Below are 22,498 nucleotides of genomic sequence, written 5' to 3'. Positions count from 1 at the left end.
AAAAGCACCTTCAATTTGTAGTACTGTTAAAAGTACTATTTACAATACTATATCAGTCTTACTAGCCAAAAAAAAGGGTGCATAATATCGAAAAATAATCTGTCATTATAGAACATACCCACAACTATATATGCTCGAGCTGGAAAGAGACCGCATGCTTGAAGTAAACCTTGATGGTCATGTATGGATCACGAGAGGTTCAATGGTTGCATACTTGGGTGATGTTAAATTCACCAGAGAAGGTGTGCTGGAACATGGTCTTGGAAAGATGATGAAAAAAGCAGTTACCGGTGAAGGAGTTTCCCTTACGAAAGCAGAAGGTGCCGGGAAAGTTTATCTTGCTGATAATGGCAAGAAAATATCCGTACTTAACCTCAAAAATGAGGCAATCTATGTGAATGGAAATGACCTTCTGGCTTTTGAGGAAAGCATTACCTTGGATATTAAAATGATGAAAAAAGTGGCTGGAATGATGGCTGGGGGACTTTTCAATGTGAAATTTGAAGGCACTGGCATGGTTGCTATTACGACTCATTATGACCCGCTTACACTTATGGTAACTCCTGACAGACCGGTATTTACCGATCCGAATGCAACGGTGGCCTGGTCTGGAAACTTAGCACCTGACATCAAAACTGATATTTCCCTGAAAACATTAGTTGGAAGGTCAAGTGGTGAAAGCATACAGATGGTCTTTAAGGGTGAAGGATTTGTGGTAATCCAGCCTTATGAGGAAATACCCTACGTAGTTCCAACTGCCTGAACGTACGAATGCAAATATAGAAATAATGTAAATAAGCACTAGTAAATTGATGTGCATACTTCAGTTTGCTGGTGCCGTAAACTATCAGGTATTGACAAGTCCTGCTATTAAGACTATTGCCATCAGCATAAGGGTATAAAGGAAGAACATTAGTCCTACTTTCCTGGCACTGATGATTGCGTTGTTATTCATTATTAACCCCATACTATTATAGGTTTTTAATGGATATAATGATTATTTGCTATGAAATATCTACAATTAACCGGATAATTTCCTAAAGACCTTGTCTATCCCGGTCAATTTCACAAACTTTATATTACATTGTTTACTGAAATAATTCTATCAGACGTGGGGGTGGTCTCACCAGGCAGACCATCTCAAAAGGCATTAGTCTGAACAGGTGGCCTGCCTTCCTGCTTGAACAAATAGGAAGGTTAGATAAGGATCATAACAACATACACCCCCACAAAAGATACTTTTCTCTTCATTTTCTTTATCTGGAAATAATGTGTTAGCTGAGATCGATCGACTTATGGGTGCTTTTGTAAAGAGTTATATTATTTGAATGCCATTACGGGGCAAATGAATTTAAAAACGCCGATGTATATGGTGGCAGCCGGACTTGTAATTATCTTTCTTGTTGCAAGCGTGTTGTCAATATGCAATATTGCCGGGATCGATCTGACTGAAAGTGCATGTGATGCAGCAGGTAATCCAACCGGAAATCCTCATACGTTGCCTTCGATTTTTTTTAATGTGGGGCTAACTGGAATTCTTATGTTACTTATCGGAGTTATGTGGACTATCAAATCATATTTCTTCTCGTAATTCAATTCGTATTTTTGCTGACCTGAAGGTCAGTAACTTCATTGTATTTTGTGAATACAAGCACAAAATAGAGAAATGCTCCTATCAAATTAAGAAAGACCAGGACCATTGACCAGATAAGTTTTTTATTATGTCCTTTTGCAGGAAAGTCATTTTCATTTCTCTGCAGGCAATCAACCAGCATCGTCATCCAGAATGTAAAGAACAGAATTATTATTCCCCAAAGCAATTGGCCGATATGAAAGGTAAAAGGAATTATTATCAGTACAACTAGTGCCAGGATTATCCATTTCATTATTGAATTGATAGCTTTTTCGTTGAATTTCATATTTTTATCCCATTCCATACATTTAATGGCAGGCAATTCATATAAAACTTTGCAAAATTATATATCGCAAACACTATATAATTTAGAATTATTCGAGTAGTGATTTTAGAATCAATTCGCCATGTAGGGATATTGTCACTATCTTTAACATGAATCTATTTATATTTTTAATAAGTAATCTTCAATTTGATTTGTAATAAAATGATGGTCCATCAAGACATTCCATTAAGTTATTTCTGTCCATCAATTCAAAGAACAGGTGTTAAAAATGATTTCTATAAGAAAAATAATATTTGCAATTTCTTTATCTATCCTTTTACTTATGGTCGCTGGTTGTGTACAAACAGATGGTTCAGGTATAAGCGACCAGAATGAGAACGTTTCGTCAGTTGGAGAACAGGGAACGGATATTAACACTTCGGGGCAGGACAGTCTGCAGTCTGTAATGACAAGTACAGAGTCACTTGTCAATGATGCAATTGCCCTTATGGATAAACAGGGTACAGATACTTTTGATGAGTTCAGGCAGGCAGACAGCAAATGGTTCCATGATGATACTTATCTCAGTATATGGACCATAGATGGTATCCGAACAGTCTACGCTCCAAATGTAAGTAGTGAAGGCGAGGATGCTTCAGGCCTTAAGGATTACAACGGCAATCCTCTCGGTCAGTTATTCATAGATACTGCCACAAGTGAAGAAGGTGAGGGCTGGGTAACTTATCAGTGGCCAAAGCCAGGAGAAACAGTTCCTTCAATGAAATATACATTCGTTAAGAAAGCTTCAATAGGCGATCAGGAATACCTGGTTACATCAGGATTCTATGTTGATGACTATGTCTATACCAACAGTCTTGATGACATAGAATATTTCACACGTTTTGACACAGTTTCTCTTGGAAATCTGCTTCATCCTTCTAACGTTGACCATGATCTTGGAATTGATTACAGCATTGCACATGTGATCATTAAATCTGGTGCTTCTATTGAAGCACACATTATGAAAAACCCGGAAACCTATTATGTGATCTCAGGGGAAGGAGTGCTTTACATTGACAATGTTCCTTTTGATGTAAAAGCAGGTGACCTTGTTGTTATACCTGCCAATGCAGTGCAAAGTATTGAAAACACAGGGGATGCGGATCTTGAGTTCTTTGCAATTGACCAGCCTGCATGGGCAGAGGAGAATGAGGTTATTGTGGAGTGATCTCTCTCCTCATTCATATTTCTTCATTTTTACTATTTTTACAGCGTTAATCTGATATATGCAGGAACACGTAATCATATTGACAACATTAAAGGAGATTATTATGAGTTCCAAAGATAACCTTAAAGCAGCATTTACCGGCGAGTCAATGGCAAACAGAACATATCTGGCTTTTGCAAAGAAGGCAGATTCAGAAGGTTACCCACAGATTGCGAAACTATTCAGGGCTGCAGCTGCAGCTGAAACAGTCCATGCTTTGAACCATCTTCAGCGTATGGGTGGTATTGGAACCACAATGGACAATCTTAAAGAAGCTATCAACGGGGAAACATATGAATTTGAAGAAATGTATCCTCAATTTATAAAAGAAGCAGAAGAAGAGGGTGACAACCGTGCTCTCTGGAGCTTTGAGGTTGCAAACAAGGTTGAAAAAGTACACGCAAGCCTCTTTGAAAAAGCACTGGCTGAAATTGGCAGCAATGCAGAGGTCGATTATTATGTATGCAGTGTCTGTGGGCACACTCATGAAGGTAAACCTGAAGATAAATGTCCGGTTTGCGGAGCACCTGCAAGTAAATTCGATAGAATTGATTGAAATCAATTAAGATAATAATGAGGGCATAAGCACTAAGCTTATCTCCTGAACTATTTTTTATTCTGGATTTGTTATCCTATTTTTCTCATTCAGAAAAGATGCAACAGTTTTTTGAATGAATGCCATTTCACCTAGTGAGAAATACATGAAGACATCTTCACCAGTGTGACGATTGCATTTCCTGATGCGTAACCATCTATCAGAATAAGAGCTTATACGGGTATAATTTTCACTGTTACAGTGCACAAACTCCTTCCCGTTATTACATATCTCCATGTTTAATTAAAGTTTCAAATTGAATTTATACCTATGTTGCATATTTTCTATAGAAGTACATGTACTATAGAGCAGTATATAATAGTGGCATTACTGAAAAATAAAAAAGGTGTATATCAATAAACGCCAGCATTTGTCAGCTTTGCCATTTCTCTAGTTCTTGTATAAGAAGTTCATAATTGTTATCCAGGTCTGGAAGCATTTCTATTATCTGATTTATTTGTCCGGATTTTGCCTGCATCTCAATTTTAGCAGAAATATCACTCAACGCCATTCCACCAACACTTGCAGCAGCACCTTTTAGTGAATGTGCGTTATTTACGATATCAGTCATCTCCTTTTTATCAATAGCTTCCTTCAGCTCCTCAATCTGACGAGGTGCATTTCTATTGAAGATCTCAATAATCCCTCTGGCCACAACAATATCATCCATGATATTTTCCATAAATAGCTTATAGTCAAATACCAGGGGCTCTTTGTTGTTTTTATCCGGGAGATTTATTGAATAGTTCTTTTTCGGATCATGATCCATCCATTTGTTAATTTTACCGGCAAGTAATTTCAGATTAATAGGTTTTGGTATGTAGTCGTTCATACCTGCTTCTATACACTTTTCTTCGTCCCCTTTCATTGCGTGTGCGGTCATAGCAATGATTGGGATGTCATGGTTTATGACCGAGGATTGCTTGTTGCGTATATGCTTACTTGCTTCCATTCCATCCATTTCAGGCATCTGTATGTCCATAAATACAAGGTCATAAGGTATTGTTTCAAGAGCTTCGATAGCTTCCAGTCCGTTGTTTGCAACATCTGCAGTAATACCAAGTTTCTGGAGCATAGCCTGAGCAACATGCTGGTTTACAACATTGTCCTCCACAAGCAGGATTCTTTCTTTGCCGCTAATGCCGAATGTTTCAAGTTCTTCTCCAAAAACCTCTTCTCTTTCAGCCTTTTGAGTAGCGGAATACAGTGATGATAATTTAGTGAATAGTTCTGAGACTTTGAGGGGTTTTGAAAGGCAAGCTGCAAAATTACTTTTATTCAGATTCCAGCTTTCAGGCATATTTCCTGCATAGCTAAGCATTATCAATGAAATATTATTCAGATCCTTGTCTGATTTTATAACACGTCCAAGCAGTGCTCCATCCATTCCCGGCATTTGCATATCCAGAATAGCTATCTGGAATGGTTCTCCTTCTTCGTGTGCTTTGAAAAGTTTCTGGAGGGCTGAAGATCCATCTTTTGCTTCCTCAACTTTCATATTCCATGAATCCAGCAGCTTCACCAACACTTCGCGTTTAGTCTCGTTATCATCAACAACAAGTACGCGAATGCCTTCAATCTCTGAGTACTGTTTTTCCGGGATTTCACTTCCAGGACGCTTTTCAAAGCTTAGTTTGAACCAGAACTCAGAACCTTTACCCTCCTCACTTTCAAAACCTATTTCACCGTTCATCAGTTCAACAAGTTCTTTTGAGATTACAAGCCCAAGCCCGGTTCCTCCGTAATAACGTGTTGTTGAAGCATCAACCTGGGTGAATTTCTGGAAAAGCAAGTTCTTTTTATCATCAGGGATTCCTATACCTGTATCTCTTACAGAGAAACATAGTGTTGCCTCTGAATCCCTTTCAGATTCAAGTGTGACCTGGATAGCAACTTCTCCTTCGTTTGTGAATTTAATTGCATTGCCACCAAGATTTATCAGTATCTGTTTTAACCTTGCAGGGTCTGCTTTGATGTAAAGTGGTACTTCAGGATCAGCTATGCATATAAACTCTAGTCCTTTTTCATATGCTCTTATAGACAAAAGAGATGCCAGCTCTTCAAGAACTTTCTGGAGGTCGATGTCCACTTCATCAATATCCAGCTTTCCAGCTTCTATCTTAGAGATATCAAGAATATCATTGATAAGCTCAAGTAGGTTTTCTCCACTTTTCTTTACTGTATCGACATAGTGCTCCTGCTCTTCATCTAGTTTTGTAGTAAGGAGCAGGTTTGTCATTCCTATCACACCGTTCATTGGTGTACGTATCTCATGTGACATGTTGGCAAGGAACTCACTTTTTGCTCTGGTGGCTTCTTCTGCTTTTATCAGTGCCTGGTCAAGCTCGATGTTCTTGTCTTCAAGTTCCTCAGCATACTCCAACAGTTTTTCTTCAGCACACTTACGCTCTGTAACGTCCTGCAGTGTTCCGGTTATTTTGACAATCTTTCCATTTACTACCTTCGGAAAACCACTTGTTCGAACCCATTTATGTTTTCCTTTGGCTGATATTAATTCAAGTTCGAGTTCATATGGCTCTCCTTTTTCGATGAGCTTATTAATAGCTTTTTCAAGTATTTCCCTGGATGTAGGAGGGTAGTATGATAATCCCATCTCTCTATTTATTGCATCATCAGTATCAAGCTCGTATATCTTTGCAACTTCGGGTGTCGAGGTGGGTTTGTTAGATATAAGATCAATCTCCCATCCTCCTATCTTTGCAATATCTCCTACCTCATTAAGAAGCGCTTCCCTTTCCATCAGTTTTTCTTCTGCTTCTTTTCGCTGGGTAACATCCCTTGCAGCTGCGTATATTACATTACCAATAGGCACAGAACGCCATTCAATCCAGCGATAAGATCCATCTTTGGCAAGGTAGCGGTTTTCAAAACGAATAATTTTTTCCTGCTTTTTCAGTTTACCCATTACTTCTATAGTTGCTTCCAGATCGTCAGGATGCACAAAGTCCAGGAAGGTACGTCCTACAAGTTCTTCCATGGAATATCCAAGTACGTTTTCCCATTCAGGATTAAGGCGGATGAATTCTCCTTTGTTATTGGCGATGCACAGAAGATCAAGACTGGATGTAAAATAAGCTTCAAGTTCTTCGGTTTTCTCATGCAAGTTCTTTTCAGCTAATTTCTGTTCTGTAATATCCCTGAACTCGACTACCCTTACCTGTTTTCCTTTGTATGGTATATTCTTTCCTTCAAGTCTGATATGATACTCAGTTCCATCTTTGCGTCGTCCCATTGCTTCATATGGTTCTTCAGAGCCTGCACGGAGATTTGACATAGCAAGGTCCCTATAGCTCTCGGCTATCAGCAGCAACGCGTTCATACCTATCAATTCTTCATATGAATAGCCAGTCATTTCAGATAGACCTTGGTTGCAATCAAGGATCAGTTTATTTTCATGGATAAGGATGCCACCAAAAGAAGCATTATGGAGAACTCTGAACCTTTCTTCACTTTCTTTAAGTTCATGTTCAGCTTTTTTGCGTTCTGTGATATTCCTTATTGCCGCGACACGCACCTGTTTTCCTTTATAGGTAATACTATAGGATTCAATTTCAACTGGGAATTCTGATCCGTCTTTCCTGATACAACGAACTTCATAGGGTTTTGAAACTTTATTTTTCATTTTATGGATAGCTATGCCTATGTCGTCAGGATGCAGGACCATTTTAAGAATATTCTTTCCCAAAAGTTCATCTTTTGAATACCCTGTACCACGGATCACGGCTTGATTAACATCAAGAACTATGCCATTATCATGGAAGACAATACCTTCCAGGGTAGCATCAGAGAGCATCTGGTACTTTTTCTGGCTTTCCCGGAGTTCCTTTTCTATCTTCTTGCGCTCAGTAATATCTTCTGAGAAAATGACAATGCCACCAATGGTACTATCAGCCGCTTTCCATGGTCTTACTTCCCAGCGCAAGTGCTGTATAGTTCCGTTTGCCCGTTCGAAACGGTCGTCTTCATTACGAACAACCTCTCCTTCCATAGCTCGCCTATGCACTGCTTTCCATTCGTCACCGATTTCGGGGAATATTTCGTAATGTGATATTCCAATTACATTTTGATCACCAAGGAAGTAGTCATTCATCCAACGGTTGCTGGCGGCTATATATCGCATATTTCGATCGAACATTGCCAGAGAAGCAGGTGCATGTTCTATGAATATCTTCAACCTTTCCTCACTCTCGTGCAGAGAGGTGAGCAGATTGTCACGTTCATTCAGTGTCCGTGCAAGTTTGATATTGCTGTAGCTCAGCGAGGAGACGAAAGACGTTAATTGGCTATAGAAATTCATGACGGTATTGACGGTTTCTCTACTCCAGCGGGGCACTTTCTCAAGTGCGTCCATATATTCTTTTTCATCAAACCCATATTTTTTTGCCTGAAACCTGAAAGTATCGTATGGAATATCTTCGTCATCAAAGAAAAACTGTCCCAGAAACAGATTGCCTAAATGTATTCCTGAAGCCATTAGGGGTGTTGCGATATCCCACATGTTATTTTTGCACTTGTAAATCTTGAATGTTCCCGGAGATATATCTTTGGAGAATTGTGTATCACTCTCTTCACAATATTTACATGTCTCTGGGTGTGTTCGATGGAAATTTGTGCAGATGTCTTGCCATCCAGTAGCAACTAGGATTTCTCCTTTGTTATCAATTATAGCACTTCCAATGTGGGTCAATCGGTAAAAATCATCCATAAGGGATTGCAGAATTTGGCTGTCAATGATGTCTGCAAGTTCCAGTTCACCGATGTCCCCATCCGGTTCCATAATAGCATTTAACTTGCGCCTTACACGACTCTCACTTTCAAGAAGTTTTATATCTGCTTCTTTAATTATAGTTATGTCTTGGAATGAGCCGGTTACCTTTACCACTTTTCCGTTTTTGATTGTTGGATGTCCGATGGTCCTTATCCATTTATGATTGCCTTTTGGAGTCGTGAAGTCAAGTTCGAGGTCATATGGTTCAGCTTTCTCAATAGCATCCTTGAATGCTTTTTCCACACTTTTCCTTGAGCCAGAAGAATAGAATTCCAGTGTATTTCCGTAAGCAAGTTTGAAATCAGGCTCGAGGTCTAATATCTCGTAAACTTCAGGTGTCCACTTAACGACTCCGCTTGCCACATCAAAGTCCCATCCTCCTACTCTGGCGAGTATCCCTACCTCATTCAGGAGAGCTTCACTTTCCCGAAGTGCTATTTCAACTTCTTTGCGCTCTGTGATGTGTTCGACGAAAACTATAATTCCGCCGATGTTTCCATCTGCCATTTTCCATGGCCGGACTTCCCCACATGTCCAATATTCTTTTCCATCTTCTCCCACAAAATAGTTTTCTTCTATTGGTACAATTTCTCCTTGAAGTGCACGTAGATGCATTTTTTTATATTTCTCATCAAGAGGGATGACATCATAATGATTTAGTCCTATTATATCTCTGTCACCAAGGGAAAAATCATCGAGAAACTGACGGCTTACAGCTATGTGTCGCATATCACGGTCCAACATCACCAGCGACACAGGTGCATGTTCTATGAACAACCTTAGTTTTTCCTCACTCTCAAGCAGTCTTTCTTCTGCTTTCTTTTGCTCAGTTATATCCCTGAACTCAACAACTCTGACTTTCTCACCTTTGTATGGGATATCTTTTCCATGTGCACTAAGTGGATACTTGCTTCCGTCTTTTCTGACTCCAATTACTTCATATAATTTGTGATAATCTATGTTAATCTTGTTTACGATTTCATCTCTGTAACTTTCATCTGTAAGCAGCAGTCCATTCATTCCAATAAGTTCTTCAACCGTGTAGCCAGTCATGTCTGCAAGTCCCTGGTTACAGTCAATTATAATGTTGTCTTTGTGGATGAAAATACCACTAAAAGATGTGCTATGGAGTGTCTTGAATCTCTCTTCTATTTCCCTTTGTTCCTGCTCTACCTTTTTCCGCTCCGTGATGTCTCTTGCTGCAGCTACACGAACCTTCTTTCCTTTGTATGTGATTGCATGGGATTCAATCTCAGTTATAATTACAGTTCCATCTTTTCTGATAGTGCGGATCTCATAAGGTTTTGTGTTCTCCCTTTTCATCTGCTGTTTTATGTTAGCAAGATCATCAGGATGTGCCAGGACTTCCAGGATATTTTTCCCTATAAGTTCTTCTTTAGTATATCCTGTCAGGCGAGTTACAGCTTCATTAACCTCAAGGATAATTCCGTTATCATGAATAGTTATACCTTCAAAAGTCAGATCTGAAAGCATCTGGTACTTTTCCTGACTTTCTGCCAGTTCCTGTTCGGTCAGCTTGTTTTTGGTAATATCCCGGGAAACACTGGCAACGATATCTTTTTCGATCGGGTACACATTAATATCAAAGTATTTTCTCAAGTTTTCCGAATATGTTTCGATGGTAATTGGGATTCCGTTAGTCGCCACTTTCAGATGCAGGTCAAGAAGTATGTTATCCTGCAGCTCCATGTCATGATAAACTTCACTTGCATGTTTCCCTATCAGATCATCAGCTTTAAGCCCGGTGTTCTTTTCAAAAGTCTCATTTACTTCCTGAAAAACAAAATCTATTGGAGTACCTTTTTCATCTCTGATGATCTCAGTGATCACTACCCCGCTTATGTTGTTCTCAAAAAGGCCACGGTACTTCTTTTCGCTTTTTCTGAGAGCTTCCTCTGTACCGATCTGCCCTATGATGTTCCATACTGAATTCATAAGCAGGGAAAGCTGGAGTGTATCATTGTCACAGTAATCAGATTCTTTGTTGGCAACTCCTACTACAGCGACAATTTTCTTGTTCATGAAAACAGGTATGCTCATTAATTTGTGAATTTTAACATGTCCCTGCGGATATCCTTTTATTAGCGGATCCGGAGCATGGAAGTCATTAATGATAATTGCTTTACGTTGTCTGACCGGCTCTCCCCAGATCCCGGTCTCATTTAGTCTGTAGGTGGTTTGTATTTCATGAATGTCACATTCTTTCATCGCACTTGCAGACCATGTATTTACAGTGAACAATTCTTCTTTTTCACTATAGTAAAATATGTATCCATATTTGCTTTCAGTTAATTCGATTGCTTTTTCAAGTGCATAATCAAGTGCTTCTTTGATGGAACCATGTTTTGAATGCAATATTTCCACTAGTGTTTTCAGTCTGTTCTCCCTGAGGTGTAGCTTTTCCTCTGCATTTTTTATTCTTGTTATATCATGGATGGTTAAGCAAAGTAGTTCCTGATCTTTTATTTTTAGAGGCGTTGTGTATACTTCAACATCGTGTTTCTTTTTATCAGGCAGGTTGAAGCTTCCGAAGAAGTGGTCCTGTGTTCCTGTGATCGCTTTTTTTACACATAGCTTCATCTTTTCTTCGGATAAAGAACTTATTTCAAATACTTTCTTTTTGGTAAGTTCCTCATAGGATAATCCATAATAGTTACAGGCAGCAACGTTTGCGTCTATGATATCAAGGGTAGAAGGATCTATTATGATCATTGCAGTATGTTTATTTTCAAACAATGCCCTGTATCCGGCTGAATCCCTGTGCATGCTATTACCTACTGTTTTTATTTCCATATTCTTGACTATCTTGTTTTCAATATATGTGTAAAATCAGTTTCATGATCCCTGGTAATTGCATCCAGTCTTACTAAGTTTGCCTGATGTAAACAGATTCCCAACCCCTGGTTAATAAACTAATTCTGATCCCACTATCAGGACAATTGCGTATTCAATTGTTCTGCCGAATATTCATCTCTATACTATTATATGGATACACGATATTATATTAATCTACTGATTTATGTAGCTGGATGTTGATTTTGTTAGTTTGCGCTTGCAGTTTTTTTTTATATATTTATATTTTCTGGATTCTGATAGCAAAAAACTATTCTGGGTTCTGTCCCAAATGTAGGAAACAATAAATAGTAAGTTATTTACTTACAATCAACTATTTTTTGTAAAATGCCTATGTTTTAATTTTAACATAAAATACAGGCAATTAGCATATATGTACACATATTTTTCCTGGTCATGTAAAGAACCACGGATTTCTGATGTGTATAACAGTTTGCATCTAAAAACTTGCTATGGCAGGTTTATATGTCAGGTATTGCTAATACCAGCAAAAAGAGCAATAGAAAATATCATCAGCAGATATAAGAAAACGACTACCGCTATTTTTGTGTTAGAGTTCATACCACCATTTGTAATAATACAGTATTTGTGTATAAATATTTCTAATATGTTCGGCAATTTTAACTATTTTATAACATATGTTCTAAAATCAGGATTTCATACAAGTTTTAACCGCAAAAGCTTAACATTTCATATTATGGGCATATTTATATATATCTTATAGGAATATATTTGCCTATTCAACTTGAAAGCTATAATGAATGAATAATTTATTCTTTTAATAGTCAAATTTGATTATTCAGTGGCAGAAATATCAACATTATCAGCACGATGTTGAAGTGAACCAAAAATAAAAAAGGTAAATGTCCAGGGGAATTGAGATGGGTGATGTAAAAAGTTTTAGTGTATTTGATCCCTCTATACGTTTTGAACATCGGGAGTTTTATGAAGAAATCATCAGTGAACTGAATGTAATTATTCCGGTATGCGTTCAGGGAAAAACCATAGCTGTTGCAATCAGTGAAAATACAATGGAGAGGGAGCAGATCACTGAATTGATGAAACGCGTGGAAGATTTCTCCAGACAGTTATTGCAGATAACAAAGAAGCTATTTGACCAATATTATGTTGCCAAAGAAGAGCAACATGAATCTATTCTTCTCACTACTGCCTATAATAAGATCAACACTATTGACAGGAATCTCCTTGAGAGGACCTGTGACGTAAGATGGTGGGCACTGGAAACTGCATTTAGCGACTGTATTTCATTTTACGAAAAAACCAAACAAAAAACAATATCTGTTTTACGAATACTGGATGAAAACCAGAGTCTTTCTCAAGTCCGGGATTTCGAAAATACCGGTGAACAAGATGTTTCTTTTTCATTGGCAGTATCGGATGTCGATCTTAAAATTACTGATGATCTCAGAAAATTCCCGGAATTATTGAAAGATGGTGCTTTTAAGGAATTTATAGGAAGATTCAAACACCTTTGCTATAAGTATCAGGGTGAGGAAAAAGACCAAAGGGTTTTGGAAGGTTTTTTGCAGGATCTGATGGATCTGGATTCCAAGATATCTTTTGCCTGCGACAGGCTGGAAGATATCAATACTTCCTACACACTTTATAGGGATCTTGTTATTACCGATTCAGAAGGGTATATAATTGCTAATTCGAACAGCCTTCGAAGATCGGAAGTTTTAGGGCTTAATGTAAATGATGAAAACTGGTTTACCAGGGCTTTGAAAACTCAAAACGGGACAGAGTATGTTGCACAGGATATTTGTTCATCAAAGGTAGAGGAACAATTATCTCTTGTATATTCGACTGCCGTTCGTGAAAATAGTAATGAGCGTGGAAACGTGCTTGGGACCATGGGAATCTTTTTTGATTTTCAGGGAGAGACCAGGATCATCCTGGATGAATATATGCCTTTGACCGAGTCAGGGGTAATACAGGATGGCTGCTATTCGATGTTTACCAGCAGCGATGGAAAAATAATTGCCTCTACGGATGAAGACATTCTTGAGGTAGGGAAAAAAGCTCATATTCCAAGGAATAACCGTGCTCTTGCTGATGGTGAGCAGGTCAATACCTATATGGCTTTTGAAGGAGTAGATTCAGCTATATTTTCTTCCAGAACTGACGGTTATCTTGAATATCGCGGGCTTGGCTGGAGTTCTCATGTGATTCTTCCAAAATCACATATTTTTGCAGAAAATATACAGGAAGGCGGGTTTAATATTCAGTCTAGGGAGTTAATGAATTCCAATATCAACCCGGATATAAACAAACAGACCTATGCAAAAATACAGAATGACAAAAATGATATTCAATTAATATCGCTTAACGGGACCATATACGCTTCAAAAATGGGAAATAGGGGTGACCAATTGGGGCCTATTTTCAGTCAGATCACTCATTCCAGCAATTTCATTACGTCTAAAATGGAAGAACTGCTTCAGGAGATGGCAGCCGTTGAATTGCAGTTGAATTTAAAGACGCTGGAAAACTTTGCTAAACAGGCTATCGATCTTGTTGACAGGAATCTCTTTGAACGGGCGGCTGATATTCGCTGGTGGTCAACTGATGAATATTTCTGGAAAGCTCTTTCGTACCCTTCAGAAGAGGAATTCATGAAGGCCAGCGACCGGCTTAGAGTCATCAATGGCAGTTATACCATGTACAGGAACCTGGTTCTGGCGGATTCTAACGGTGTTATCAGGGCATGTTCGAATACTGAATTGATGGATGAGCTTAGTGAGTTTGATGTGTCTGAACATATCTGGTTCCAGGAGGGAGCTCGTACTTCCAGGTCAAGTCAGTATGCTGTTCAGGACGTTATGGATTCCCCTCTGGAAAAGGATAAACCACGTTCTCTGATATATGCCGGTGGTGTTCGTGAACACGGAGCACGTGAAGGTAAGTCCATCGGAGTTCTTGGTGTCATGTTCGATTGGGACACTGAAGCTAAAACGATTTTGGAAACATGTCTGCCAAAAGACCGCAAAGGTGATGTTATCTCCGGCAGTGTTGCTGTTTACGTTAACCGGGATTTTGAAGTGATAGAGACGACAGGCGAGGATGATTTTTCCGTAGGTTCTATTCTGACTCTTCCCGTTGAAGTTTCCGCTTTGCAGTCTGGAGAGAAAGTTTCCGGTCTTTTTGAATTCAATGACCAGAAGTATATCTATGGTGCATGCAGAACCAAGGGATACAGGGAATATCCGGGATTGAATTGGGTTGCCTGTGTTCTGCGGCCTATTTCTACAGGTGCCTGAATAGATGATGAGGATTATGGAATCTTTGTATGATCCTTTAACTAACATGATTTAACACGAATAGCGAATAGTATTTGGATATGAAGAAAGATTTAGTAATAGAATAACCATGTTTCCATTCTTTCTCACATTCTTCATATACCTGCGTTCCCTCTACAAAATGCTCAAACAGCCGGAATTCAGAAGTTTTTTTGTGCTTGTTATATTTACACTGGCTTTTGGAACGGTTGTATATCATTCGGTAGAAGACTGGAAATGGCTTGATGCCCTGTATTTCTCAGTGATTACCCTGACAACCATAGGTTACGGTGATCTTGCACCTCAAACCGACCTTGGTAAGATGTTCACCATTCTGTATGTTTTCACAGGAATTGGAATATTGCTGGGCTTTGTTACTGCCGCTGGCGAGTATTTCAGAAAACAGCATGTGGAAGGAATGACCCATGGTCTCCCTAATTTCCTCTGGGATTCCGGTGATACCCTTGAAGAGATGGAAAAGGATATCCTGGAGAATATTAAGGATGATTTAGAGGATAATAGTGGTCGATAGGTAGGGTTTTATTAGAGGTTGAAAGGATACTCACATAGCTCACGAGAGCTGCACTAAAGTATTCTTCAAAACCAAACGCCTATGGGAAAAAGCAAAAGATCCTCTCATCAATTTCTGCACCACCTTTAACATAGGCTTCAAAAAGATATTCGGTCACGTCTTTGTAGATTCCGGGGTAATCCGACCATACAAAGAACGCAAAAAGAACCTGAAACCTGTTAACCCCGACATTTTTCAGAACAGGAACCTTTCATAGTTGATAGTTATAGTCAAGCAAAGCAATTAGCAAAAGAATTCAAGGAACTTGGAATTTGCCGTAAAATTGGAGTTAGATCTAATCATAATACACTTAGGTATAGCAGAGTAATTAGTTGATTATAGACAGCATAAGCTATAGATTATTCACACTTTTTAATGTAATTCCTTAGAAATTTCAATTATATAGAATAAATCCTGTAGCAACAAGCAAGAAATAAACAAAAGGAACTCTTCATCGTTTCCGGTGGAGCTACTGGGATTTATGGAACTGTAAAAGACATCTGTTTTTCAAAATATCCAATATCCCTTGCTACTGTTTTTACTAAATTCTCTTTTCCTCTAAAATATCCAGACTATCCAGCATTTACGTCTCTTCACGGCGCCTCTGGCTTTTTCCCCTGTTCCCTTAGGTACATGATTAAGATGTATGTGCCACAGTTGGCCTACAACACTATTTTTACACTAATAAGGTGCTTTGAAAGCTCCAGTAGAAATGAAGTATCTTTAATCCGTTTTTCAGCTTTGCTGAGGTTCCTTTCACGGTTGTAAATACTCATACATCTACAACTAATTTATTTTTATAACTATTAGCCTAGTAAAGTGAAAGTAATAATTCACCTGCAGATTCAAGATTAGAAAAAAGAAGCCCCCGGGGGGATTTGAACCCCCGACCTGCTGATTACGAATCAGCCGCTATACCCCTAAGCCACAGAGGCAAAACTGAACGACAGTATAATTCTATATAATGATTTAATAATTTCGCTTAGCTATATTAATATCGGCTAGAGCACTCTCACTTCAATGCAGACATTGAACTGGTGCGGTGCATAGGAACGGACGACACGGGATTCTACAAGTTCAGTAATTCTTCCTGCTCTTTTTGCAGCCTCATCGATGAGTTTAAGGGAACTCTCGAAAAGGTCGTCCTCGGGAGTAATATCGTAATAGTGAATGATACAGTTAGGTGCACAAAGTTTCACAGCAGCGTCAAGGAATTCATTAGCGTTGTGAGGCAGGTTCATAATCACATGATCTGCAGTACCGGCATATTTTTCAGCTTCAAGGTTAGCATCGCCTTCTATAGCTTCCACGTTTGGAACTGAATTGAGCTCGACATTGCGGCGCAGGAACTCAACAGCATCCGGGTTCTTATCTATGGCAATCACACGGATGTCAGGACTCTTCCTGGCAAACATTATGCTGTATGGGCCGACACCTGCGAACATGTCCACAACGGTCTGGCCTTCTGTCACCTGCTCAAGTATGCGTGATCGCTCGGTTGCAAGACGTGGTGTGAAATAAGCTCTTTCAAGGTCAATGTAGAATCTTGAACCATATTCCCGGTGTATTGTGGATGTCCTGTCCTCTCCTGCAACAGTCCTGAACCTGCGGGTTCTGAACTCTCCCTCAACAGGGCTCATGGCAGCAAGGACTGTCTTAACGTTCTTCTTTACTTTCATGATGGCATCTGCCACCTTCTCAGGTTCGGCAACGTCATCTTCGATAAGTGCGATATCTCCCACGACTTCAAAATGAGGTACGACTTCCAGCAGGTCTTCAAGTTTTAACTGTCCTTTCTGCTCCTCAAACTCATGCTCAGTGAGTTCAAACTCTCCGGGAAGTTCATTCAGTTCAGCTTCTTCTGGCTTTCTTGTGAGTGGAAGTAAGAGAAAATCTCCAACTGAGCTAATGCGTGAGGAATTATCCAGCAGGTCCATTTCCAGCAGTAACCTGCGTATTGGCTCACCTTTTTTCTTCAAAACCTTGATGCAACTTTTATTCATGTCTACGTACCTATGATAAACCATGACCCGAACAGGACAAGGAACAGACCACAAGAGAGCAGTACCCTTTCATAAACCTTTGGGGACATGAGCTTCTTTCCCTTGCTGAAGGATGTGGAAACAACAGTGAAATATCCAAGGTCAGCAAGCCAGTGTCCAATCATAAACATCACGGCTGCAATCAAGCCTATCTCAAGTCCCTGAAGAATAAGAGCACTTCCGGCTGCAAGCCACCATAGCCAGAAATAAGGGTTCGATGCCGACGTTACTATTCCTGCTAATACCGGTTTAGATGTTGCTTTGTCGTGCTGGTGCATTGAGCTTGCAGCACCTTTTGCGTTCTTTATTGTCAGTATCCCAAACACAACAAGTGTGGCTCCTCCGAGAATTGATATTGCCATGACTGTGTTGTCACTGACTGCTGTAATTCCGTAGATTATCAGTATGCAAACAAGGAATTCCAGTATAGCATGACCTGCAAAAATCTCAGGGCCTGCTTTCCAACCTCTTTTCAGGGATGTATCTATTGTCACAAAAAGCATTGGTCCGGGTACAAGCGCTCCGGTCATTCCCACGACAAATCCAATTGCCAGCATTTGCAACAGTTCGAACATAGTCTACGCTCTTTAATCGAATTAAGTGTTAAAAAAGATTTGTAAAAAAGAGTTTAACAAAGGAAGTGGTGGTACGAACCTTCCTTTGTTTTTATAGATTTGTATTCGTATTCTGTGCTTAGAGAATGATCTCAATGTCAAGCTCTTCAGCAAGCTCTTTGTACCTGTTACGGATGGTAACTTCTGTTACACCTGCAACATCGGCGACCTCACGCTGTGTACGGCGCTCGCCACAAAGAATTGATGCAATGTAGATTGCAGCTGCTGCTACACCGGTTGGGCCACGGCCACTGGTAAGCTCCTTCTCGGAAGCCTGCCTGAGAATCTCCACACCTCTGGACTGTACTTCACCTTTAAGGTTAAGTCCTGAACAGAACCTTGGTACGTAGTCTATTGGTGATGTTGGCATGAGTTTCAGTGAAAGCTCTCTTGAGATGAAGCGGTATGTCCTTCCAATCTCTTTTCTGCTTACCCTTGATACTTCTCCTATCTCGTCAAGTGTTCTTGGAACACTGCACTGGCGGCATGCTGCATACAATGCTGCTGCTGCAACACCTTCAATACTCCTTCCACGGATGAGGTTCTTGTCAACTGCCTTCCTGTAAACTACAGCGGCGGTTTCACGTACAGTTCTTGGCAGACCAAGAGCTGATGCCATACGGTCAAGTTCAGACAGAGCGAACGCAAGGTTCCTTTCCGTAGCGTTACTTACTCTTATCCTACGCTGCCATTTTCTCAACCTGTAAAGCTGTGCCCTGTTCTTTGATGAAATGGATTTACCGTATGAGTCACGGTTTCTCCAGTCGATCATTGTGGACAGACCTTTGTCGTGGATCGTGTAGGTCATTGGTGCACCCACACGGGAACGCTTCATCCTCTGGTCATGATCGAAAGCACGCCATTCTGGTCCTTCATCAACGAATTCTGCGTCAACAACAAGTCCACAGTCAGAACATACGAGTTCAGCTCTCTCGTAGTCCTGTACGAGGTTGCGGCTGCCACACTCAGGACACTGGACTTTTGCTTTTTCAACTTCAGCGCTCTTATCTTTCTCTTTACGTGCTTTGATCATTGCACGTATCTTCTCCCTTTCGGAAGTATCGGAATATCGTACCCTTTCTACTTCGACCATTCTATCACCTTTAAATAATCTCTCATGAAAATATATTTGATATGTGTATCCTCAGTCATTCACAGCTCACAGCATAAGCAATATATCATATAACCTGCAATCCTTCATTGAACGTAAACCCGTTCATTCACAAGTCGTTCCAATCCGGAAGCTACAACTTTCTTGTCAGGCTTCAGAGTAAAATAAGGCTGATCCACTGGACCAAATATGCCGGAAACCTTTCCGATGGGTTTTATGGATTTGTCAAGAACAAAAGAGTTTATTCGCGGCAAGTCCCTCATTGACCCGGAGAACTGTTTTTCATCGCCTCTGACGACGATTTCATTCTGCTTAGAAATATGCAGTATCTGACCTAATCTTTTCATATGTCTTCGTTTATTGTATTTAGGTTTTTGTACTATATGTCCTGCTTATTGTATATAAACCTATCGTAAGCATTTTAATATTAGTTTTTTTCAGTACAAAAACATATCTATTATCCTCGGGGCTATCCCTGAATTATACCACTATATGATGCCGTATTATTTTGATTGTAGTTGCCTGTTTTCTCATTTAATTATAACTCAAATTTAATGACACCAATCATGACACCAATCTTGTTTTTATGTTCATGTTTTGATAAATATGTAGTGACTATGACACTCAATCACAGACCACAACCTTAAAGTTATAAAAGAACAATTGTGGCACGACTTAATACTAATTGAATGTCCATCATATGTTCTATGCATGGAGGAAATTCGGTGGCAGATAACAAATTCGTATATTTTTTCGGAAACGAAGAAACTGAAGGTAAAAATAGTATGAAAGATCTGCTGGGTGGCAAAGGAGCCAACCTAGCAGAGATGGCCAATCTGGGAATCCCTGTTCCACCAGGATTTACTATAACAACAGATGTTTGTTTACTTTATCTTGAAAAAGGGGCTTATCCTGAAGAGGTTATTGACCAGATAAACAACGCGATAATAAAGCTCGAAGGGGTCACTGGCAAGAAGTTTGGGGATACTGAAAATCCATTACTTATTTCTGTCAGATCCGGTGCAAGGGTATCTATGCCAGGAATGATGGACACTGTTCTGAATCTTGGTCTAAATGATGATACAGTCATAGGCCTGTCTAAGAAGACGGGTAATGAGAGGTTTGCATATGACAGCTACCGCAGGTTCCTCACCATGTTCGGTGATGTAGTGCTTGATATTGAGCATGAAAAGTTCGAATCTGTTCTCAGCTCTAAGAAAAAGAGCCTTGGTGCTACAATGGATACTGACCTGAATGCAGATGCCCTTAAAGAACTTGCAGAAGAGTTCAAGGCAATCATCAGAAAGGAAACAGGTAATGATTTCCCTCAGGATCCACGCGAGCAGCTCCAGATGGCAATAGATGCAGTTTTCAACTCATGGAACAACCAGCGTGCTATAACTTACAGGCGTCTTAACAACATTCCAGGCGAATGGGGTACAGCTGTTAACGTGCAGTCTATGGTATATGGTAACATGGGTGAGACATCAGGAACCGGCGTGGCATTCACAAGGGACCCTGCAACAGGAGATAAGCGCTTCTTCGGTGAATATCTCATGAATGCACAGGGTGAGGATGTCGTAGCAGGTATCAGAACTCCAGAGCCAATATCTACTCTCAGGGATAACATGCCTGAGGCATATGCAAGGCTTGAAGCAATCTACATGAACTTGGAAGATCACTTCAGGGATATGCAGGATATCGAATTTACCATTGAGGAAGGCAAATTATTCATGTTGCAGACCCGTACTGGTAAACGAACTGCGGCGGCGGCGTTAAAAATTGCTGTTGATATGGTCAATGAAGGTCTCATTGACAAACGAACAGCAGTTACAAGAGTTTCCCCCGAACAGATCGATCGTCTTTTACATCCTACCATTGATTCTCAGGCCGAATATGAAGTTGTTGCAACCGGCCTTCCAGCATCCCCCGGCGCTGCTGTGGGTAAAGTTGTTTTCACCGCAGAGCATGCCGAAGAAATGGCAAAATCCAATGAAAAAGTAATTCTGGTACGTACTGAAACTTCACCGGAAGATATTGGCGGCATGGATGCAGCACAGGGAATCCTGACCGTAAGAGGTGGAATGACCTCACATGCAGCAGTAGTTGCAAGAGGAATGGGTAAACCATGTGTTGCAGGATGTGGCTCAGTAACCATCGACATGGCATGCAGTTCATTCTCTGTTTGTGATATCACAATCAACGAAGGAGATTATGTGACCATTGATGGAAGTACCGGTAGTCTCATTCTTGGTGAGGTTGAGCTTGTAACCCCTGGTGTAAGCGGAGAACTTGATACACTTCTTGCATGGGCAGACGAAGTAAGGGAAATGGGTGTCAGAACAAATGCGGACACACCACACGATGCACAGGTCGCAAGGGACTTCGGTGCAGAGGGTATCGGACTTTGCAGAACAGAGCACATGTTCTTTGGAGATGACCGTATTCCTGCAGTAAGGGAAATGATCCTTGCAGAAGACACCGAAATCAGAAAAGCAGCTCTTGAAAAGCTCCTTCCAATGCAGAAAGAGGACTTTATTGGAATCTTTAAGGTTATGGAAGGTTTCCCGGTCACAATCCGTCTTCTTGACCCGCCACTTCATGAGTTCCTTCCAAAACACGATGAGATAGCAGAGAAACTTGCATCTCTTGAAGCAGAAGGTGCAAGTACAGCAGAGATCGAGCGTATTCACAAGATACTGGAACGTGTTGATTCCATGGAAGAGACAAATCCGATGCTCGGACACCGTGGATGTCGTCTTGGAATCACATACCCTGAGATCTATGAGATGCAGGTTCGTGCTATAATCGAAGCGGCATGTGAGCTTAAGGCAGGCGGAATGGATATAGTTCCTGAAATCATGATTCCACTTATCTCACATGTGAACGAACTCAGTTCCACAAAGAAAGACCTTGTTGCAGTTGCAGAATCTGTTATGGCTGAGAAAGGTTGCAAACTTGAATACATGGTAGGTACCATGATCGAACTTCCAAGGGCAGCACTCACAGCAGACAAGATCGCAAAGGAAGCAGAATTCTTCTCATTCGGAACCAATGACCTTACACAGACTACATTTGGTTTCAGCAGGGATGATGCAGGCAAGTTCCTTCCATTCTATATTGAGAACTCAATTCTTCCAAGCGACCCATTTGCAATCCTTGACCAGGAAGGTGTTGGTGAACTTGTCAAGATAGGTATTGAGAAAGGACGTTCCACAAGACCTGATATTAAAATAGGAATTTGTGGTGAACATGGTGGAGAACCAAACTCCGTTAAGTTCGGATACAATATCGGACTGAACTACGTAAGCTGTTCACCTTTCCGTGTGCCAATTGCAAGACTTGCAGCAGCACAGGCAGTAATTGAAAAGCAGGATAACTAAATCCTGATTTCAATTCTCTTTTTTATTTCTTATTTTTTTCAACTATCGCTTTTGT

At 40.2% G+C, this 22,498-nt stretch carries 13 protein-coding genes and 1 tRNA gene; 7 read left to right on the top strand and 7 right to left on the bottom strand.

The window, feature by feature from the left end; translation table 11 throughout:
* Window positions 1-154 precede the first annotated feature (154 nt).
* Together RE474_RS02570 and RE474_RS02565 are read left to right on the top strand one after the other, a co-directional pair.
* A complete protein-coding gene (locus RE474_RS02570; RefSeq protein WP_309311427.1) occupies window positions 155-763 on the top strand; it encodes an AIM24 family protein in 609 nt (202 codons plus the stop codon).
* A gap of 582 nt (window positions 764-1,345) precedes the next feature.
* Window positions 1,346-1,591, top strand: a complete 246-nt coding sequence (locus RE474_RS02565; RefSeq protein WP_309311426.1) for a hypothetical protein — start codon at window positions 1,346-1,348, stop codon at window positions 1,589-1,591.
* 1 nt (window position 1,592) lies between these two features.
* On the opposite strand, the gene RE474_RS02560 is transcribed toward RE474_RS02565, so the two are convergent.
* Window positions 1,593-1,937 (bottom strand): PLDc N-terminal domain-containing protein, encoded by a 345-nt coding sequence (locus tag RE474_RS02560; protein ID WP_309311425.1) that lies wholly within the window; start codon window positions 1,935-1,937, stop codon window positions 1,593-1,595.
* 250 nt (window positions 1,938-2,187) lie between these two features.
* Here RE474_RS02560 and RE474_RS02555 point away from each other — a divergent pair, with 250 nt between their 5' ends.
* Complete coding sequence (locus RE474_RS02555; RefSeq protein WP_309311424.1) at window positions 2,188-3,126, top strand: cupin domain-containing protein; 939 nt, start codon at window positions 2,188-2,190, stop codon at window positions 3,124-3,126.
* 103 nt (window positions 3,127-3,229) lie between these two features.
* Window positions 3,230-3,721: a rubrerythrin family protein gene (locus RE474_RS02550; protein WP_309311423.1), complete on the top strand. Its 492-nt coding sequence runs from the start codon at window positions 3,230-3,232 to the stop codon at window positions 3,719-3,721.
* Between the two features lie 412 nt (window positions 3,722-4,133).
* On the opposite strand, the gene RE474_RS02545 is transcribed toward RE474_RS02550, so the two are convergent.
* Window positions 4,134-11,363: a PAS domain S-box protein gene (locus RE474_RS02545; RefSeq protein ID WP_309311422.1), complete on the bottom strand. Its 7,230-nt coding sequence runs from the start codon at window positions 11,361-11,363 to the stop codon at window positions 4,134-4,136.
* A 941-nt stretch (window positions 11,364-12,304) separates the two neighbouring features.
* On the opposite strand from RE474_RS02545, the gene RE474_RS02540 reads away from it, so the two are divergent.
* Window positions 12,305-14,704: a cache domain-containing protein gene (locus RE474_RS02540; RefSeq protein ID WP_309311421.1), complete on the top strand. Its 2,400-nt coding sequence runs from the start codon at window positions 12,305-12,307 to the stop codon at window positions 14,702-14,704.
* A gap of 109 nt (window positions 14,705-14,813) precedes the next feature.
* A complete protein-coding gene (locus RE474_RS02535) occupies window positions 14,814-15,254 on the top strand; it encodes a potassium channel family protein (RefSeq protein WP_309311420.1) in 441 nt (146 codons plus the stop codon).
* A 902-nt stretch (window positions 15,255-16,156) separates the two neighbouring features.
* Here RE474_RS02535 and RE474_RS02530 read toward each other — a convergent pair.
* The 5 genes from RE474_RS02530 to RE474_RS02510 all read right to left on the bottom strand — a co-directional run bounded on the left by RE474_RS02530 (window position 16,157) and on the right by RE474_RS02510 (window position 19,407).
* Window positions 16,157-16,228: transfer RNA gene (locus tag RE474_RS02530), tRNA-Thr, on the bottom strand.
* Between the two features lie 66 nt (window positions 16,229-16,294).
* The gene (locus tag RE474_RS02525) at window positions 16,295-17,296 is read right to left on the bottom strand and encodes a class I SAM-dependent methyltransferase (RefSeq protein WP_309311419.1); all 1,002 of its coding nucleotides are present in this window, start codon (window positions 17,294-17,296) and stop codon (window positions 16,295-16,297) included.
* A gap of 2 nt (window positions 17,297-17,298) precedes the next feature.
* Entirely contained in the window at window positions 17,299-17,910 is a 612-nt protein-coding gene (locus RE474_RS02520; RefSeq protein WP_309311418.1) for a LysE family transporter, read from the bottom strand.
* A gap of 118 nt (window positions 17,911-18,028) precedes the next feature.
* Window positions 18,029-19,042 carry a transcription initiation factor IIB gene (locus tag RE474_RS02515; RefSeq protein ID WP_023846028.1) on the bottom strand — a complete coding sequence of 338 codons (1,014 nt, stop codon included), beginning with the start codon at window positions 19,040-19,042 and terminating at the stop codon, window positions 18,029-18,031.
* Between the two features lie 104 nt (window positions 19,043-19,146).
* Window positions 19,147-19,407 carry an H/ACA ribonucleoprotein complex subunit GAR1 gene (locus RE474_RS02510; RefSeq protein WP_309311416.1) on the bottom strand — a complete coding sequence of 87 codons (261 nt, stop codon included), beginning with the start codon at window positions 19,405-19,407 and terminating at the stop codon, window positions 19,147-19,149.
* 378 nt (window positions 19,408-19,785) lie between these two features.
* On the opposite strand from RE474_RS02510, the gene ppdK reads away from it, so the two are divergent.
* Window positions 19,786-22,443 (top strand): pyruvate, phosphate dikinase, encoded by a 2,658-nt coding sequence (gene ppdK, locus RE474_RS02505; RefSeq protein WP_309311415.1) that lies wholly within the window; start codon window positions 19,786-19,788, stop codon window positions 22,441-22,443.
* Window positions 22,444-22,498 lie beyond the last annotated feature (55 nt).

The organism is Methanolobus sediminis, from assembly GCF_031312595.1.
Taxonomy (GTDB): Archaea; Halobacteriota; Methanosarcinia; order Methanosarcinales; family Methanosarcinaceae; genus Methanolobus; species Methanolobus sediminis.
The sequence above is the reverse complement of the archived record's forward strand: the minus strand, read 5'-3'. Positions and strand labels throughout refer to the sequence as shown.

Coding starts and splice junctions, on each gene's coding strand:
- RE474_RS02570 (WP_309311427.1), top strand. CDS start 155: ATGCTTGAAGTAAACCTTGATGGTCATGTATGGATCACGAGAGGTTCA.
- RE474_RS02565 (WP_309311426.1), top strand. CDS start 1,346: ATGAATTTAAAAACGCCGATGTATATGGTGGCAGCCGGACTTGTAATT.
- RE474_RS02560 (WP_309311425.1), bottom strand. CDS start 1,937: ATGGAATGGGATAAAAATATGAAATTCAACGAAAAAGCTATCAATTCA.
- RE474_RS02555 (WP_309311424.1), top strand. CDS start 2,188: ATGATTTCTATAAGAAAAATAATATTTGCAATTTCTTTATCTATCCTT.
- RE474_RS02550 (WP_309311423.1), top strand. CDS start 3,230: ATGAGTTCCAAAGATAACCTTAAAGCAGCATTTACCGGCGAGTCAATG.
- RE474_RS02545 (WP_309311422.1), bottom strand. CDS start 11,363: ATGGAAATAAAAACAGTAGGTAATAGCATGCACAGGGATTCAGCCGGA.
- RE474_RS02540 (WP_309311421.1), top strand. CDS start 12,305: ATGGGTGATGTAAAAAGTTTTAGTGTATTTGATCCCTCTATACGTTTT.
- RE474_RS02535 (WP_309311420.1), top strand. CDS start 14,814: ATGTTTCCATTCTTTCTCACATTCTTCATATACCTGCGTTCCCTCTAC.
- RE474_RS02525 (WP_309311419.1), bottom strand. CDS start 17,296: ATGAATAAAAGTTGCATCAAGGTTTTGAAGAAAAAAGGTGAGCCAATA.
- RE474_RS02520 (WP_309311418.1), bottom strand. CDS start 17,910: ATGTTCGAACTGTTGCAAATGCTGGCAATTGGATTTGTCGTGGGAATG.
- RE474_RS02515 (WP_023846028.1), bottom strand. CDS start 19,042: ATGGTCGAAGTAGAAAGGGTACGATATTCCGATACTTCCGAAAGGGAG.
- RE474_RS02510 (WP_309311416.1), bottom strand. CDS start 19,407: ATGAAAAGATTAGGTCAGATACTGCATATTTCTAAGCAGAATGAAATC.